At 58.2% G+C, this 17,165-nt stretch carries 13 protein-coding genes; 7 read left to right on the forward strand and 6 right to left on the reverse strand.

What is annotated here, in order from left to right; genetic code table 11:
- Positions 1-39: 39 nt before the first annotated feature.
- Positions 40-990, forward strand: a complete 951-nt coding sequence (gene tal, locus MXM41_RS06775; RefSeq protein WP_325930663.1) for a transaldolase — start codon at positions 40-42, stop codon at positions 988-990.
- A gap of 19 nt (positions 991-1,009) precedes the next feature.
- Complete coding sequence (gene tkt, locus MXM41_RS06780; protein ID WP_325930665.1) at positions 1,010-2,998, forward strand: transketolase; 1,989 nt, start codon at positions 1,010-1,012, stop codon at positions 2,996-2,998.
- Between the two features lie 90 nt (positions 2,999-3,088).
- Here the strand turns inward: tkt and MXM41_RS06785 are convergent, their stop codons facing one another.
- The 3 genes from MXM41_RS06785 to aegA form a co-directional block, all read right to left on the reverse strand.
- Positions 3,089-4,132, reverse strand: a complete 1,044-nt coding sequence (locus MXM41_RS06785) for a DUF1176 domain-containing protein (protein WP_325930666.1) — start codon at positions 4,130-4,132, stop codon at positions 3,089-3,091.
- Between the two features lie 125 nt (positions 4,133-4,257).
- Positions 4,258-4,833 (reverse strand): GDP-mannose pyrophosphatase NudK, encoded by a 576-nt coding sequence (gene nudK / locus MXM41_RS06790; RefSeq protein ID WP_325930871.1) that lies wholly within the window; start codon positions 4,831-4,833, stop codon positions 4,258-4,260.
- Between the two features lie 65 nt (positions 4,834-4,898).
- Complete coding sequence (aegA, locus tag MXM41_RS06795; RefSeq protein WP_325930667.1) at positions 4,899-6,860, reverse strand: formate-dependent uric acid utilization protein AegA; 1,962 nt, start codon at positions 6,858-6,860, stop codon at positions 4,899-4,901.
- Between the two features lie 219 nt (positions 6,861-7,079).
- Here aegA and narQ point away from each other — a divergent pair, with 219 nt between their 5' ends.
- Entirely contained in the window at positions 7,080-8,774 is a 1,695-nt protein-coding gene (narQ, locus tag MXM41_RS06800; RefSeq protein ID WP_325930668.1) for a nitrate/nitrite two-component system sensor histidine kinase NarQ, read from the forward strand.
- Positions 8,775-8,973: 199 nt separating this feature from the next.
- Complete coding sequence (acrD, locus tag MXM41_RS06805; protein WP_325930670.1) at positions 8,974-12,087, forward strand: multidrug efflux RND transporter permease AcrD; 3,114 nt, start codon at positions 8,974-8,976, stop codon at positions 12,085-12,087.
- 107 nt (positions 12,088-12,194) lie between these two features.
- Here the strand turns inward: acrD and ypfM are convergent, their stop codons facing one another.
- Positions 12,195-12,254 (reverse strand): protein YpfM, encoded by a 60-nt coding sequence (ypfM, locus tag MXM41_RS06810; protein WP_015572204.1) that lies wholly within the window; start codon positions 12,252-12,254, stop codon positions 12,195-12,197.
- Between the two features lie 389 nt (positions 12,255-12,643).
- Between ypfM and MXM41_RS06815 the strand changes: the two genes are divergently transcribed.
- Genes MXM41_RS06815 through MXM41_RS06825 form a run of 3 tightly spaced genes read left to right on the forward strand, consistent with a single transcriptional unit; the run spans position 12,644 to position 14,355 of the window.
- Positions 12,644-13,000 (forward strand): ArsC family reductase, encoded by a 357-nt coding sequence (locus tag MXM41_RS06815; RefSeq protein ID WP_325930672.1) that lies wholly within the window; start codon positions 12,644-12,646, stop codon positions 12,998-13,000.
- Between the two features lie 3 nt (positions 13,001-13,003).
- Positions 13,004-14,131, forward strand: a complete 1,128-nt coding sequence (dapE, locus tag MXM41_RS06820) for a succinyl-diaminopimelate desuccinylase (protein WP_325930673.1) — start codon at positions 13,004-13,006, stop codon at positions 14,129-14,131.
- 26 nt (positions 14,132-14,157) lie between these two features.
- Entirely contained in the window at positions 14,158-14,355 is a 198-nt protein-coding gene (locus MXM41_RS06825; protein ID WP_039029679.1) for a YpfN family protein, read from the forward strand.
- 39 nt (positions 14,356-14,394) lie between these two features.
- Here the strand turns inward: MXM41_RS06825 and ypfH are convergent, their stop codons facing one another.
- A complete protein-coding gene (ypfH, locus tag MXM41_RS06830; RefSeq protein WP_325930674.1) occupies positions 14,395-15,090 on the reverse strand; it encodes an esterase in 696 nt (231 codons plus the stop codon).
- 73 nt (positions 15,091-15,163) lie between these two features.
- On the reverse strand, positions 15,164-17,161 hold the full coding sequence (locus MXM41_RS06835) for a tRNA(Met) cytidine acetyltransferase TmcA (RefSeq protein ID WP_325930872.1): 1,998 nt from the start codon (positions 17,159-17,161) through the stop codon (positions 15,164-15,166).
- Positions 17,162-17,165 lie beyond the last annotated feature (4 nt).

Here is a 17,165-nt window from a genome sequence, read left to right on the forward strand (position 1 = left end):
CACTCCATCAACTCTTTTATTTTTAAGGAGTAATCATTTATGAACCAACTAGACGGCATCAAACAATTCACTACTGTCGTGGCGGACAGCGGTGATATTGAATCCATTCGCCATTACCAACCCCAGGACGCGACCACCAACCCGTCGCTGCTGCTGAAAGCCGCCGGGCTTGCGCATTTCTCGCACCTGATTGACGACGCTATCGCGTTTGGTAAAGGACGCGGAAAAACCAAAGAACAACAGGTTGCCGAGGCCAGCGACAAACTGGCGGTCAATATTGGTAGCGAAATTCTGAAAAGCATTCCCGGGCGCGTCTCGACCGAAGTGGACGCCCGTCTGTCGTTCGATCAGGAGAAAAGCATCGCCAAAGCGCGACAGCTGGTGCAGCTCTATGAGGAGCAGGATGTGGAGAAATCGCGCATTCTGATCAAGCTGGCCTCCACATGGGAGGGGATCCGCGCGGCCGAAGTGCTGGAAAAAGAGGGGATCAACTGCAACCTGACGCTGCTGTTCTCATTCGCACAGGCACGCGCCTGCGCCGAAGCCGGGGTGCATCTGGTTTCACCGTTTGTCGGGCGTATTTATGACTGGTATCAGGCCCGCCAGCCAATGGACCCCTACGTGGTGGAAGAAGATCCCGGTGTGAAATCCGTGCGTAATATCTACGATTACTATAAGCAACACCGCTATGAAACCATCGTGATGGGCGCCAGCTTCCGCCGGACCGAACAGATCCTCGCCCTCACCGGCTGCGACCGGCTTACCATCTCCCCGAACCTGCTAAAAGAGTTGCAGGAGAAAGATGAGCCGGTTATCCGCCGCCTGGTGCCGTCTTCTACGGTGCTGCCAAAACCTAAACCTATGACCGAAGCCGAATTCCGCTGGGAGCATAATCAGGACGCCATGGCGGTCGAGAAGCTGTCAGACGGGATCCGTCTTTTCGCGGTCGACCAGCGCAAACTTGAAGATTTGCTCGCCGCCAAACTGTAACCTTGCCATGGAGTGAACTATGTCCCGTAAAGAGTTAGCCAATGCCATTCGCGCCCTCAGCATGGATGCCGTGCAAAAAGCCAATTCCGGTCATCCAGGCGCACCAATGGGCATGGCCGATATCGCCGAAGTGTTGTGGAACGGCTTTCTGAAACACAACCCCAACGATCCAACGTGGTACGACCGCGACCGCTTTATTCTCTCCAACGGTCATGCCTCGATGCTGCTCTACAGCCTGCTGCATTTATCCGGCTATAACCTGCCGCTCGAAGAGTTAAAAAACTTCCGCCAGCTGCACTCAAAAACGCCGGGACATCCTGAACTGGGTTATACACCAGGGGTGGAAACCACCACCGGGCCGCTCGGTCAGGGGCTGGCAAATGCGGTTGGGCTGGCGATTGCCGAGCGCACGCTGGCGGCGCAGTTTAACCAGCCGGGACATGAAATTGTCGATCACAACACCTATGTGTTTATGGGAGATGGCTGTCTGATGGAGGGGATCTCTCATGAGGTCTGCTCCCTGGCGGGTACCCTGGGTCTGGGTAAGCTGATCGGCTTCTACGATCACAACGGCATCTCCATCGACGGCGAAACCGAGGGCTGGTTCACCGACGACACGGCGAAACGCTTTGAAGCCTATCACTGGCACGTGGTGCATGAGATTGACGGCCACGATCCAGAGGCGCTGAAAGCGGCCATTCAGGAAGCGCAAAGCGTGACGGATAAACCGTCGCTGATAATCTGTCGCACGGTCATCGGATTTGGTTCACCAAACAAAGCCGGCAAAGAAGAGGCACACGGTGCAGCGCTGGGCGAAGAAGAAGTGGCCCTGACCCGGCAAAAGCTGGGCTGGAAATACCCGGCCTTTGAGGTGCCAAAAGAGATCTATCAGGCCTGGGATGCCCGCGAGGCGGGCGAAAAAGCCCAGAAGGAGTGGAACGACAAATTTGCCGCCTACCAGAAGGCGCACCCGGAGCTGGCGGCCGAGTTCAGCCGTCGCATGGGCGGCGGCCTGCCTGAGAACTGGGAAGAGACCACCCAGGCGCTGATTGAGAATTTACAGGCTAACCCGGCGAAAATCGCCACCCGTAAAGCCTCGCAAAACGTCCTTAACGCCATTGGCCCGATCCTGCCGGAGCTGCTGGGCGGCTCTGCGGACCTGGCGCCGAGCAACCTGACGATCTGGTCGGGCTCAACCTCGATCAAAGAGGATCTTGCCGGAAACTACATCCACTATGGGGTGCGTGAGTTCGGGATGACCGCCATTGCCAACGGCATTGCCCATCACGGCGGATTCGTGCCCTATACCGCCACCTTCCTGATGTTTGTGGAGTATGCGCGAAACGCCGCGCGTATGGCCGCGCTGATGAAGGCCCGTCAGATCATGGTCTACACCCATGACTCTATTGGTCTGGGGGAAGATGGTCCAACCCACCAGGCGGTGGAGCAGCTGGCCAGCCTGCGTCTGACGCCAAACTTCAGCACCTGGCGCCCGTGCGACCAGGTAGAAGCGGCGGTGGGCTGGAAGCTGGCGGTAGAGCGTCATAACGGCCCGACGGCGCTCATCCTTTCCCGTCAGAACCTGGCGCAGATCGAACGTACCCCGGAACAGGTGAAAAATATTGCCCGGGGAGGCTATATCCTCAAAGACAGCGGCGGCAAGCCGGATCTGATCCTGATTGCCACCGGTTCAGAGATGGAGATCACCGTCAAGGCGGCAGAGAAGCTCACCGCCGAAGGCCATGCGGTACGCGTGGTGTCGCTACCGTCAACGGATATCTTTGATGCTCAGGATGAAGCGTACCGCGAGTCGGTGCTGCCGTCAGACGTGACGGCCCGCGTGGCGGTCGAAGCGGGTATCGCAGACTACTGGTACAAGTATGTCGGGCTGAAAGGGAAAATTGTCGGAATGACCGGTTATGGCGAATCGGCGCCTGCCGAGAAGCTGTTCCCGTTCTTCGGCTTTACGGTTGAGAACGTGGTGGAGAAGGCGCAGGCCTTGCTTTAAGCGCCTTGCCCGGCTGTGCGGCCTGATGCCCTCTCCTTTAGTCCGAGGGTGCACACACTAAAAACGGCAACCCAGGTTGCCGTTTTGCTTTTATCTTGTGATCCATAACGTCGGCCATGAATCCGGGCCATGCCAGTTATCGCAGCTCGGCTCTTCCGCATAGCGCACCAGACGGAAGCGCTGGCCGGTAAAACGCCAGCGCGTCTGGATCCCGCAGTCGGCAATTCCTCGCCCCAGCGCCAGGGTTGTCAGCTCGCGGCTCTTCTCATCAAAACTGGCGTTCATGAGCTCCATCTCACTGCTGTCACTGGAGGGGACAAACGGCAGGCGCAGGCGCACAACATGGGAAGCGAACGGCTTTTTACGCGAGACCAGCCAGGCTAAATCGACGGTGTTGTACGCCCCCGCTTCGCAGCCGATCATCAGCAGCGCTTTGTCATCCGTTAAGGCGGTGACCCGCACTTCACGACGCGCCGGGTCGAGGGAACACTGGCTGTTGTTGATGCGCCAGGTACCGTAGTCGAGCAGATCGCTGCGCTCCTCGCGGGTGAGCGGCGTAGGCGTTGGATTCACCACGGCCACCTCTTTCAGCGCAGGCGCGGGCGGCACGCTCAGCGGCGGTTGCGCACCTTTATTGATCCACGCGGTTTCACTCCCGCCACGCTTTTGCTGAGCATCGATAAACTGCAGGGCCTCTTTCAGTCCATCCAGAGAGATCGTCTGCTTGCCGTCTGCGAGGGTAATAGCCCTTTTTTGCTGAAGGGTGGTCAGCAAGGCGGTAATGGTGGCGGCATGATCGGTTGTCAGGCGCCACGGGGTAATCTGCCAGTGCGGAGGATCGAGCTGCAACGGCTCGCCGTCGAGCAGTAAGCGAGGAGCGATGGCCGGCTGTTCAGGATCGGGGTTCGCCAGCCCACCGAGATCGATACGCAGCACCGCATCGGTTTTTGCGCCAGCGCTGCGGCTTAAGGTCATCACCAGCCCGTGGTGCTCACCGGTATTGCGCGCGATGCAGAAGTTCTGGTTATTGCAGGTCACCTGCCAGTCAATAAACGACTGCTGTGCAGGTGCCGCCCGGGCAAGAGTCGCCGGCAGCACGCTGAGCATAAAAACAAATAAAAGGCAGTGACGCATGAATAGCAGGATCCCGGAATCAATAGCTGGACAGACAGAGCGTATCTTCCTGCTCAGAACGGGGTTGCTCAATCAGATTTATCGGATAGATTTATCCAAAATACATCTTATTAACGGTAATAAGATCAAGCCATTAACCCGGAGCCTTGCAAATATTGTAATAATATCACCGTTTTGCCGTCCCGTATTTCACCCGATTGTATCATCGCCAGGGCCTGCGCAAAGGGCAGCTCGAGCACCTCAATCTCTTCATCTTCGATCCCGCCGCCCGTCCCGGCGCGCCGGGTATCGCTGTATTCCGCCACGAAGAAATGGACAATTTCCGTCACTCCGCCCGGAGACATATAAAGTTCAAAGACTTTACGCGCCTCGCCGACGACAAAGCCGGTCTCTTCGATCGCCTCTTTGCGAATGCACACTTCCGGTTCATCGTTATCCAGCAGCCCGGCACAGGCTTCAATCAGGCGTCCATCAGGGTTGCCATTCACCCATGTGGCGATGCGAAACTGGCGGATCAATACCACGCTCTGCTTCTCACGGTTATAGAGCAGGACCGTGGCGCCGTTACCCCGATCGTAAACTTCACGTTTGTGGCGCACTACCTCGCCGTTACGCCGCGTCAGATCGTAGGTCAGGTTGCGCAGAATGAAATAGTTATCCGAGAGGCATTTATCTTTAATCAGTTCAATTTTCAAAGTAATACGGGCTCCATTACGCGTTATGCTGGTCATACTACGCTGCGAAGCCCGCGTTGTCGCCCGTCGGGTTAATGCGCAAGGGGCGAGACCAACCCAAGCCAGTCGGCGATCCCCCGGGCGGCGTGTCGCCCCTCCGCCATCGCCGTCACCACCAGGTCGGCACCTCGTACCGCGTCGCCACCGGCAAAGATCTGCGGGTTGCTGGTCTGATAGCAGTAGCGCGACTCAACGCTTGCCGCAATTCTGCCCCAGGTATCCACCTCAACCCCCTGAGCCTGCAGCCAGGGCATCGCATGCGGATTAAAGCCAAAGGCCATAATCACCGCATCGGCAGGCATCACAAATTCGCTGCCGTCGATGGGCACCGGACGACGACGACCCTGAGCATCAGGTTCCCCCAGCCGGGTGCGCAGCAGACGAATGCCGTTTACCCGCCCGGTGTCGTCGAGGGTCAACTCTACCGGCTGGACGTTAAACTCAAAGGCGGCCCCCTCTTCTCTGGCGTTCTTCACCTCTTTTTTCGACCCGGGCATATTGGCTTCATCCCGGCGATAGGCGCAGGTGACGCTCGCAGCGCCGTGGCGCAGGGCGGTGCGTACGCAGTCCATCGCCGTGTCCCCGCCCCCCAGCACCACCACGTTCAGCCCGGCAGTATCGACAAAGGGCTCATCCACAGACGGCGCCAGCCCCATCAGCTGCCGGGTGTTGCCCACCAGGAACGGCAGAGCATCGTAGACGCCCGGCGCATCTTCATCCGGAATGCCGGCCTTCATCGAGCGATAGGTGCCCACGCCGACAAACAGGGCGTCGTAATCGCTGAGCAGCTGCGCGAGCGGAATGTCTTTACCCACTTCGCAGTTCAGTTCGAAGCGGATGCCCATCCCGGTGAAGATCTCCCGACGGCGGGCCAGCAGAGATTTATCCAGCTTAAAGGCCGGAATGCCGAAGGTAAGCAGACCGCCGATTTCCGGATGACGGTCAAAGACCGTGACCCTGACGCCGCGGCGGATCAGGGCGTCAGCACACGCCAGACCGGCAGGCCCGGCACCGACGATCGCTACCTGTTTATTGACCGGCGTGACGTGGCTCAGATCCGGTCGCCAGCCTTTCGCCAGCGCCTGATCGGAGATATAGCGTTCAATATTGCCGATGGTCACCGACCCGGACACGTCGCGCACCGTACAGGCCCCTTCGCACAGTTTGTCCTGCGGGCAGACCCGACCCGTGATTTCCGGCAGGCAGTTGGTCTGATGGGATAGCGCCACCGCCGCGTCGATATCCCCCGCTTTCACCCGCTCAATCCACTGAGGAATATGATTGTGCAGCGGGCAGGTCCATTCACACACCGAATGATCGCCACAGGTCAGGCAGCGGTCAGCCTCCCGCTTCGCCTGCGCCGGGCGAAACGGCAGATAGATTTCATTAAAATTGCCCGCCCGTGCCTCAGGCGTAAGTTTATCGGGCTCGCCACGCGTGGGCAGGGCATCCATTTGCGCACGTTTGCTGAGCGCCGTTGCCACGCCCCCCTCCCCGGTCTGCCACGGCTGCGCCTCATGACACGCCGTGCGCAACCGCCGCGCACGGGCCAGCTGGTTCAGGTTATCAGGGGTGACCAGCGACAGGGCATCCGCGGGGCAGTTTTCCACGCAGGCGGGGCCCTGCGGGCGCCCGAGGCAGAGATCGCACTTCTGGGCGGTGGCCGCCAGGGGAGTGGTGACGATCTCCATGGTGCCAAACGGGCAGGCAACGACGCAGGCTTTACAGCCGATACATTTCTGCTGCGCCACCTGTACACCGTCATGCGTTCGGCTGATGGCCCCGTTCGGACAGCTCTGCGCGCAGGGGGCGTTTTCACAGTGGTGGCAGGTTACGGCGCTGCGCTTATTCCCCTCTTTGACCACGGTAATGCGAGGGGTAAAATGGCGCGAGCTGAGAACATGTTGCTCATTATTATGTGCCATGACGCACGCGACCTCGCAGGCATGGCATCCAATACATTGCTGGCTATTTGCCATAATAAAACGGTTCATGACGGTTCCCCTTGCTGGCCCTGATAACCTTATTCTTTTAAAGGAATAGTGTATTTACCCACCGCAACGGTCACAGGCAATGTTCATTTGCCCAGAAACGGGAAATATTTGGCCTGAACCTGTGGCAGATCAATTAACTTCATTGCGGGTGAAATTACGTTTCATTTCCCTGCAGAAACGCTTATCAGGCCGATACCGTATGAGCTCAGGACGCGATTTGTGATAGTTAAACAACCTGTTTCACGCAGCCTTGCCCGGGCATTTTTCTCCATCATTGCTTTGTCGATGCTGACCAGCGCAATCGCGCTGTTTACCCTTGCCAGCGGCCAGCGCGATGCCGAAGCGATCAATCTGGCCGGTTCGCTGCGGATGCAGAGTTATCGCCTGGGGTACGATATTCAGCGGGGCAGCGTCAACCTGCTGCCGCACCGCAAGATGTGGCAACAAACGCTGAACGCCCCTGCCCTGCACACCCTGAACAGCTGGTATGTTCCGGAAGAGGTAAAGCAGCGCTATCGCCAGCTGCAGATCACCTGGCAGGCGGTGGATCAGAAACTGGCCCAGGGCGATTACGTCTGGTATCAGAACCACATGGATGAGTACGTGGCGCGTATTGACGCTTTTGTTCTCTCCCTGCAGCACTACGCCGAACACAAAATTCAGCGGGTGTTCGCCATCTCCTTTGCCGGTGGGGCCGCTATTTTTCTGCTGGTGTTTGTCACGCTGCGTCGCATCCGCCAGCAGGTTGTCGCCCCGCTCAATCATCTGGTGACCTCCAGCCTGCGCATTGAGCAAGGCCACTTTGATACGCCGGTGCCCGATAGCGATCTGCCCAACGAGCTTGGCCTGCTCTCCCGCACCTTCAACCATATGTCGGCGGAGCTGCACACCCTTTACCGCTCGCTGGAGATTTCGGTTGAAGAGAAGACGCACCACCTGCATGAAGCCCACCAGCAGCTGGAGATGCTGTTTACCTGCTCACAGGCGCTGAATACCGGCAAGATAGACAGCAATTGTTTCCGCCATATCCTGCACGTTGTTTGCGAATACACCGGAATAACGTATCTGGCCCTGCACACCAGCGATGGCTGGCAGATGCATGAGGGCGAAGCCGCTGAACATACTGAAACGCAGGTGCTGCCGGTCGTAATGCTGGAGACCCGCTTCGGCGAGCTGCGCTGGCAAAGCGGGCAGCGCCCCGTCCCGGTGCCGTTGATGAACAGCGTGGCGACGATGCTGGGCCGCGGCCTGTTTTCTAACCAGGCGCAGAAGCACTATCACCAGCTGTTGCTGATGGAGGAGCGCGCGACTATCGCCCGGGAACTGCATGATTCGCTGGCGCAGGTGCTCTCTTACCTGCGCATCCAGCTGACGCTGCTCAGGCATGAGGTACCGGAGGAGAACGAAAAAGCGCAGGCGATCGTTACCGATTTTTCCCGGGCGCTGAATGCCGCCTATAGCCAGCTACGCGAACTGCTCACCACCTTCCGTCTGACGCTGAACCAGGCGAATCTGCCTGCCGCGCTGCAGGAGACGCTGGATGACTTACAGAAACAGACCGCCGCCAGGCTGAGTCTCAACTGTCAGCTCTCGTCCCTGGCGCTGGATGCGCAGATGCAGGTGCATCTGCTGCAGATTGTCCGGGAGGCGGTGCTGAACGCCATCAAGCATGCACAGGCCAGCGACATCAGGGTCTGCTGCGTAACTGCCCCGGATGGCAGCCATACGGTGACCATTCGCGATAACGGCATTGGTATTGGCGATGCCAGCGAACCCCCGGGGCACTACGGTCTGAACATTATGCGTGAGCGCGCCGACCGGCTGGGGGGCAGCCTGCGCTTCTCGCAGCCGCCGGACGGCGGCACCCAGGTCAGCGTAAGCTTTCGCTCATCAACCGCAACCGAGGGTAAATAACGGTAAAATCAGGCAGGGTGTCACCTGTCGGCCACGCAGATGAACAATACTCACCGCAGCACAAGGGCGATGGCGCGGAGAAAGGGCATGATAATTTACATTATCTCCTTTATTTCTCCACGTTTGACATCCCCCTTCCCGCTAGAGTGATGCGGGCTATCTACAATTACGACGCGCAGCAAAACGAGGTCCTATTTTAATGGCGAATTTTTTCATCGATCGCCCCATTTTTGCCTGGGTGCTGGCAATTCTGTTGTGCCTGACCGGCACGCTGGCTATTTTTTCTCTTCCCGTTGAACAGTATCCGGATCTGGCCCCGCCTAACGTGCGGATCACGGCTAACTATCCAGGGGCATCGGCGCAAACCCTCGAGAATACCGTCACCCAGGTGATTGAACAGAACATGACGGGCCTCGACAACCTGATGTACATGTCTTCCCAGAGCAGCGCCACCGGACAGGCATCGATCACGCTGAGCTTTACCGCGGGCGCCGACCCGGATGAAGCGGTGCAGCAGGTGCAAAACCAGCTGCAGTCAGCGATGCGCAAGCTGCCGCAGGCGGTACAGAATCAGGGTGTGACGGTGCGCAAAACCGGCGATACCAACATCCTGACCATCGCGTTTGTCTCCACCGATGGCTCAATGGATAAACAGGATATCGCCGACTATGTCGCCAGTAATATTCAGGATCCACTGAGCCGTATCAACGGCGTAGGGGACATCGACGCCTACGGATCACAATACTCCATGCGCATCTGGCTCGACCCGGCGAAGCTGAACAGCTTCCAGATGACCGCAAAAGACGTCACCGACGCCATTGAATCGCAGAACGCCCAGATTGCTGTGGGTCAGCTGGGCGGGACACCGTCCGTGGATAAGCAGGCGCTGAACGCCACCATCAACTCCCAGTCGCTGTTGCAAACGCCGCAGCAGTTCCGCGATATCACGCTGCGGGTGAATCAGGATGGTTCCGAGGTACGTCTGGGCGACGTCGCCACCGTGGAGATGGGAGCCGAGAAGTATGATTACCTGAGCCGCTTTAACGGCAAGGCGGCCTCCGGGCTTGGGGTGAAGCTCGCCTCCGGCGCCAACGAAATGGCCACCGCAGAACTGGTTATCGACCGTCTCGATGAGCTGTCGCACTACTTTCCTCACGGGCTGGAATACAAAATCGCCTACGAGACCACCTCATTCGTGAAGGCCTCCATTGAGGATGTGGTGAAAACCCTGCTCGAAGCCATCGCGCTGGTGTTCCTGGTGATGTACCTGTTCCTGCAAAACTTCCGCGCAACATTAATCCCGACCATCGCCGTTCCGGTGGTGCTCATGGGTACCTTCACGGTGCTCTACGCCTTTGGCTACAGCATTAACACCCTCACCATGTTTGCGATGGTACTGGCGATAGGTCTGCTGGTGGATGACGCCATCGTGGTGGTGGAGAACGTCGAACGTATCATGAGCGAAGAGGGGCTTTCGCCGCGCGAGGCCACGCGAAAATCGATGAAGCAGATCCAGGGCGCGCTGGTCGGTATCGCCATGGTGCTGTCGGCGGTATTTGTGCCGATGGCCTTCTTTGGCGGCACGACCGGCGCGATCTACCGCCAGTTCTCGATTACCATCGTTGCAGCGATGGTGCTGTCGGTGCTGGTGGCGATGATTCTCACCCCGGCGCTCTGCGCCACCCTGCTTAAGCCGCTACACAAAGGCGAACACCACGGTCAGAAAGGCTTCTTTGGCTGGTTTAACCGCATGTTTGACCGCAACGCCGCGCGCTATGAGGCGGGCGTGGGACGGATCTTACACCGCAGCCTGCGCTGGATGCTGATCTACGTTCTGCTGCTGGGAGGCATGGTCGTCCTGTTCCTGCGTCTGCCGACCTCGTTCCTGCCGCTGGAAGACCGGGGCATGTTTATCACCTCCGTGCAGTTACCCAGCGGCTCAACCCAGCAGCAGACCCTGAAAGTAGTGCAGCAGGTCGAGTCGTACTTCTTTAACAAAGAAAAAGATAACGTGCTGTCGGTCTTTGCCACCGTCGGCTCTGGCCCCGGTGGAAACGGGCAGAACGTGGCGCGTATGTTTGTCCGTCTGAAAGACTGGGATGAGCGCGATGTCAAAACCGGCAGCTCGTTTGCCATTATCGAGCGCGCCACCAAAGCCTTCAGCCACATTAAAGAGGCGCGGGTCTTTGCCAGCAGCCCACCGGCTATCAGCGGGCTCGGCAGTTCGGCGGGCTTTGATATGGAGCTGCAGGATCACGGCGGGGCCGGACATGACGCCCTGATGGCCGCACGCGATCGGCTGCTGGAGCTGGCCGGGGAAGATCCCTCCCTGACCCGCGTGCGTCACAATGGTCTGGACGACAGCCCGCAGCTGCAAATCGATATCGATCAGCGCAAAGCGCAGGCGCTGGGCGTCTCCATCGACGACATCAACGACACCCTGCAGACCGCGTGGGGTTCGAGCTACGTAAACGACTTTATGGATCGTGGCCGGGTGAAAAAGGTCTATGTGCAGGCGGCAGCCAAATACCGCATGCTGCCGGACGATATCAACCTGTGGTACGTGCGTAATAAAGACGGCGGCATGGTGCCCTTCTCGGCATTTGCCACCTCACGCTGGGAGACGGGTTCACCGCGTCTTGAGCGCTATAACGGCTATGCTGCGGTAGAGATTGTCGGCGAAGCCGCGCCGGGCGTCAGTACCGGGACCGCCATGGATGTAATGGAAAATCTGGTGCAACAGCTGCCTGCCGGGTTTGGTCTCCAGTGGACCGCGATGTCCTATCAGGAACGCCTCTCGGGCGCCCAGGCCCCGGCGTTGTACGCCCTGTCGCTGCTGGTGGTGTTCCTGTGTCTGGCCGCGCTGTATGAAAGCTGGTCTGTGCCCTTCTCGGTGATGCTGGTGGTCCCGCTGGGTGTTATTGGCGCCCTGCTCGCCACCTGGATGCGCGGCCTGGAAAATGACGTCTACTTCCAGGTCGGACTGTTAACGGTTATTGGTCTGTCGGCGAAGAACGCCATTCTGATTGTTGAGTTTGCCAACGAGATGAATGAAAAAGGTCAGGACCTGATAGCCGCCACCCTCGACGCCTGTCGCCAGCGTCTGCGCCCCATCCTGATGACCTCGCTGGCGTTCGTGTTCGGCGTGCTGCCGATGGCCACCAGCTCTGGTGCGGGCTCAAGCAGTCAGCACGCGGTAGGCACCGGGGTAATGGGCGGGATGATCTCCGCGACCATCCTCGCCATTTACTTTGTTCCGCTGTTCTTTGTGCTGGTGCGCCGACGTTTTCCATTAAAGGAAAAGCAGAAATAAGAATATTAGAAAAGAAAAAGGCGTCCTTACCGGCCGCCTTTTTTGTGTGTTTATTTTCACACTATTGTTATTAACTAATTAAGTGCTCTCGCGATTCTTGCTGAATGTCATTTACGAAGCATGCCTTCGATAAAATCTTTCCAGTTCCCCAGTTCACGTTCAATCATAACTACCTCTCTTATTATTATCGGCCATTCTACGAGAATATATCATCATTGTGAAGACTTTTTAATCAGTGATACTGCTCTACCCCCGTTGGTACGACTGGCTTGTAGATAATATGGGTCTTTAATCGTAAATTTTATGTGACCAACTGCAATATTTTGAAATAACCTTGCTCAGGACCGGGAAAATAACTTTGTAGCTGTTCTTAAGTGTTTTTTTAGTTTTCAGCCCGGTATGCAATAAAGATGAAATAATATTCACGACTTAAGTACAATTTGTCCCGCGGATGAATATTCAATAAGGTAATAAAACAAATGTGTTATATTTCCCAAAAGGTTTAACCATCGAAATTACTGAGCAATTGACCACTTTTAAGACAAAAGGATTCACCATGACCACCCTGTACGGCATTAAAAATTGCGACACCATCAAAAAAGCCCGCCGTTGGCTGGAACAAAACAACGTCGACTACCGTTTTCATGACTATCGCGCTGACGGCCTTGATGCTGATTTAATGCACAAATTTATTGCTGAGCTGGGTTGGGAAGCCCTGCTGAACACCCGTGGTACCACCTGGCGCAAACTGGATGAAAACCTGCGCGCCAGCATCACCAATGCGGACAGCGCCGCCGCGTTAATGGTTGAAATGCCCGCAATCATCAAACGCCCATTGCTCTGGACGCCAGGTAAGCCTATGCTGCTGGGTTTCAACGAAAATCAATACCAAACCTATTTTATTGAGGTGTAGTCTATGTCATGCCCGGTCATTGAGCTGACTCAGCAGCTTATTCGCCGCCCCTCCCTGAGCCCTGATGATGCGGGTTGTCAGGCGCTGATGATCGAACGCCTGCGGGCGATTGGTTTTACCATCGAACCGATGGATTTTGGCGACACGCAAAATTTCTGGGCCTGGCGCGGTCAGGGTGAAACGCTGGCCTTTGCCGGACATACCGATGTGGTGCCAGCCGGTGACGCCGACCGCTGGATCAATCCGCCTTTCGAACCGACGATCCGCGACGGCATGCTGTTTGGTCGCGGCGCGGCAGACATGAAGGGGTCGCTGGCGGCGATGGTGGTTGCCGCGGAACGTTTCGTGGCGCAGTACCCGAACCATAAAGGTCGTCTGGCGTTTTTGATCACCTCTGATGAAGAGGCCAGCGCTAAAAATGGCACTGTGAAAGTGGTTGAAGCGCTGATGGCGCGCAACGAACGTCTGGATTACTGCCTGGTGGGCGAGCCGTCCAGCACCGAGGTGGTGGGCGACGTGGTCAAAAATGGCCGTCGTGGATCCATCACCTGTAATCTGACCATTCACGGCGTCCAGGGTCATGTGGCCTATCCGCATCTGGCCGATAACCCGGTGCATCGCGCCGCGCCGATGCTTAACGAACTGGTCGGGATCGAGTGGGATAAAGGTAATGAATATTTCCCACCGACCAGCATGCAGATTGCCAACATGCAGGCCGGCACCGGCAGCAATAACATCATCCCTGGCGATCTGTTTGTACAGTTTAACTTCCGCTTCAGCACCGAACTGACGGACGAGATGATCAAAGCCCGCGTGGTGGCCCTGCTGGAGAAACACCAGCTGCGCTACAGCGTTGACTGGTGGCTCTCCGGTCAGCCGTTCCTGACCGGGCGCGGTAAGCTGGTGGATGCGGTGGTTAACGCTATCGCGCACTATAATGAAATTAAACCGCAACTGCTGACCACAGGCGGTACCTCCGACGGACGCTTTATTGCCCGCATGGGTGCACAGGTGGTCGAACTTGGGCCGGTGAATGCCACGATTCATAAAATCAATGAATGCGTGAACGCCGCAGATTTGCAGCTGCTGGCCCGTATGTATCAACGTATCATGGAGCAACTCGTCGCCTGACGGTTGCTCCCAAGAAGGATAAGCGAATGGACTGGCTGGCTAAATACTGGTGGATCCTGGTACTGGTTTTTCTGGTAGGCGTGCTGCTGAACGTGATCAAGGATCTCAAGCGTGTTGACCATAAGAAATTCCTCGCCAACAAACCTGAACTGCCCCCACATCGTGACTTTAACGACAAGTGGGACGATGAAGACGACTGGCCGAAGAAAGACCAGAAGAAGTAATGCCTTGCCCCTCTCCCCAGCGGGGGAGAGGGTTATCAGCTACAGGAACTCCACGATATCGTCATCATTCGGCTTACCGCCGCTGAGCGCTTCATCGAAGTAGTGTTTTGGCACGGTAAAACGCAGGTGATCCAGCGCAAACTGAATGCTGCGATCGTCAATGGCGTGGCCCAGATCGTCGACAATATCCAGCGTCACATCGCCCCCCGCGCGGATCAGCGCCTCCTGGGCAGCAACCGCATGGGACAGCGCAATAACGCGATCTTCCCCGCCGTGAATTAAATGGATGGTTGTCTTTGTGGTCGCTTCCTCAGGCAGGGTCGCATAGCGGCCGTTGAAAGCAATGAGCCGTGATGCCAGTCCCGGCTGCGCCTTTATGCTCTCCAGCGCCATGATCGCGCCCTGAGAAAAGCCAATCAGCGCGGTGGCATCTGCCTTTACGCCGCTTTGCTGCTGCCAGTAACGCACGGTATCGATAAAAGTCGGCATGATAGCGTCTACGCGCCCCTGACGACTCTCTTCGGTCACGTCCTGCACCGAAAACCACTGACGACCGTTCGGGCCGCAAGGCTCCGGACCGCCTACGCTGACCACCAGCGCCTCAGGAAACAGGGGGGCAAACCAGCTACCAATTTGTCCCATATTGACCGGATTATCGCCAACGCCATGAAACAGCAGCAAGAGCTGTTTGGCCGGCTTATCGGGGCTCTGGACAACAAAATGGTCATGTTTCATGGCAGTCTCCTTATTTGATAAGCGGGATTCTACGCCTGACAGGCAGAATGAACATGCCAGTTTACTGATGAAGTCATTGAAAAAATTGCCATTGCAAAACGGTGTGCTTCAGTTCCTCGCAGCGCTGGCTGTCCAGTTGCGCCAGCGCCTGACCCGCCTCGCTGCGCAGATAACTCAGCAATGCCTTACGCCCGTTCAGCCCTAACCTCTGGCTCAGGGCGCTATCGTCCCTGCCCTGCTCGATTTTTCCCCGCAAGCCTGCCAGCGGCAGTTCCGTCGCCAGCAGTCGGGTCAGACTGGCAATCGACGCCGTAAGAGGGCGATGCGCAAAAGCAAACCCGGCCAGCTCCAGCCAGTCATCATCATTAAGGGTAGACTCACCTGCGGCCGCTACCGGGATCTTTTCTCCGTTCCAGCGCTCAATAATCGGCGCATCGCGACAGAGCCGCTGATGCTCACGCTGGCACAGCGCCTGCCCCGCCGCACTCAGCGGCAGAAGCGCCATCGCCGTGAAGCAGCCGCTGCTGGCCTCGCGATGGCTGCCGATGCGCACCAGCACAAAACCACAGCGCTGCCAGAAGCGCCAGAGCGCCCCGGTATAGCCGAAGCTGACGGAAATATAGTCGATGCTCACCTGCTGGCGGGCAGCGGCCACCAGCGCCAGGCCGATGCCTTCACGCTGGCGGGCAGGATGGACGGCCACGCGGGTTATCCGCCGGGCGGTGAGCGTCGCCGCCAGAGGCGAGCCCCCGTGTGCCGCTAAAGATTGCGCCACCAGGTTGCCGCGCGGACGCCGGTAACCCGCCCATACCGCCTGACTGAGCGCCGCACTGAGGTTGCCCTCCTCCACCAGCCACAGCGCGCCGCAGACGCTCTCCCCGGCGCGGGCGACGGTAAAATGTTGTCCGGGGGCATCCATCATGCGTCGCAGATCGAGAGGAGATGTCCGGTAGTGGGCGGCGCACAGCAGTTTATAAACCTCTGCCGGCAGCGCAGGCTCGCTGTCCCAGGCTTCCTGCTCCAGCGGTGCATAGCGGATCTCTCCCTGCGGGATCCTGTCGTCGGGCTCATCATCAAACAGCAGCACCTGCGCGATAATGCGCTCCAGCGGGCAACCCGCCGCCCAGCGCACCGGAGTTGAGAGCGTGAAGTAACGCAGCCCGGCAAAACGGGCGCAGAATTTCAGTAAGAATCCTCTGCCGGTGCCCTCATAGCCCTGCACCGTGGTGGTGAGCAGGACGCGGGGGAAGCGCGTCACCAGCTGTTCCAGCAGCGGGCCGGGAATGGCTGCCGCCTCATCGACAATCAGCCAGTCGGCGTGCTGCCTCGAGGCCAGCAGCGCGTCGGGCGCCATAAAGTGATAGCGATCACCGCCAAAGCGGGCAATAACTTCTGTCGCCGTTCTGGCGGGGGCCGTAACAATGGCGTTGCCTGCAACGCGTTGCAACAGCATACCCGCCAGCGCCGACTTGCCGCGCCCGCGCGGCGCGGTCACGGCGGCAATGCCTTCAGGCATGGTCGTGAGCTCGTCGAGGATCGCGGCCTGTTCGCGCTGCGGCTCGCCGCAGGCCGGGTGCCACTCGGGAGCAGCTGCGGTTGGCGTAAAGGAAAAAGGCTCGCCCTGCTGCCAAAGTAGCACCAGCGGATCGCGCATGATGTGGCGGCAGAAGCGTTCGATAAAACGGGGCGTGGGAATAGGCTCTGGCCTGTCGCTCCAGCGCAGTGAGTCCTGGTCGGGTGTCTGCGGCCAGCGCGTCAGGGCTGGGGTAAGCAATACCAGCACGCTTCCGGCGCACAGGGTACCCGCCACGGCGGCAAAAGCCGAGACGTCAAAGCCGCGTCGGGCATCGAAGATGGCGTGCAGAAACTCGCGGCCCAGCAGCTGATTCAGCGCCTGCGGCGCGCATGAAGGCGTTTGCGGGGCATCTGTGCCGATCCACAGCCAGTCGCCGGGATAGCACTCTTTCAACAGCAGCGCCTGCTGCTGCGTCCAGGACTCTTCCCCGCTCAGCACCAGCAGCCGCCGGTGCCCTTCCCGCGTCAGTTGTTCAGGCAACCCCGATAAATTCATCCCT

The organism is Leclercia adecarboxylata (assembly GCF_035787115.1).
Lineage (GTDB): Bacteria > Pseudomonadota > Gammaproteobacteria > Enterobacterales > Enterobacteriaceae > Enterobacter > Enterobacter adecarboxylatus_E.

Bases quoted from the DNA above. Each gene is read 5' to 3' on its own strand.
- dapE (WP_325930673.1), top strand. From the start codon at position 13,004: ATGTCATGCCCGGTCATTGAGCTGACTCAGCAGCTTATTCGCCGCCCC.
- aegA (WP_325930667.1), bottom strand. From the start codon at position 6,860: ATGAACCGTTTTATTATGGCAAATAGCCAGCAATGTATTGGATGCCAT.
- ypfH (WP_325930674.1), bottom strand. From the start codon at position 15,090: ATGAAACATGACCATTTTGTTGTCCAGAGCCCCGATAAGCCGGCCAAA.
- MXM41_RS06785 (WP_325930666.1), bottom strand. From the start codon at position 4,132: ATGCGTCACTGCCTTTTATTTGTTTTTATGCTCAGCGTGCTGCCGGCG.
- tkt (WP_325930665.1), top strand. From the start codon at position 1,010: ATGTCCCGTAAAGAGTTAGCCAATGCCATTCGCGCCCTCAGCATGGAT.
- tal (WP_325930663.1), top strand. From the start codon at position 40: ATGAACCAACTAGACGGCATCAAACAATTCACTACTGTCGTGGCGGAC.
- MXM41_RS06815 (WP_325930672.1), top strand. From the start codon at position 12,644: ATGACCACCCTGTACGGCATTAAAAATTGCGACACCATCAAAAAAGCC.
- MXM41_RS06835 (WP_325930872.1), bottom strand. From the start codon at position 17,161: ATGAATTTATCGGGGTTGCCTGAACAACTGACGCGGGAAGGGCACCGG.
- acrD (WP_325930670.1), top strand. From the start codon at position 8,974: ATGGCGAATTTTTTCATCGATCGCCCCATTTTTGCCTGGGTGCTGGCA.
- MXM41_RS06825 (WP_039029679.1), top strand. From the start codon at position 14,158: ATGGACTGGCTGGCTAAATACTGGTGGATCCTGGTACTGGTTTTTCTG.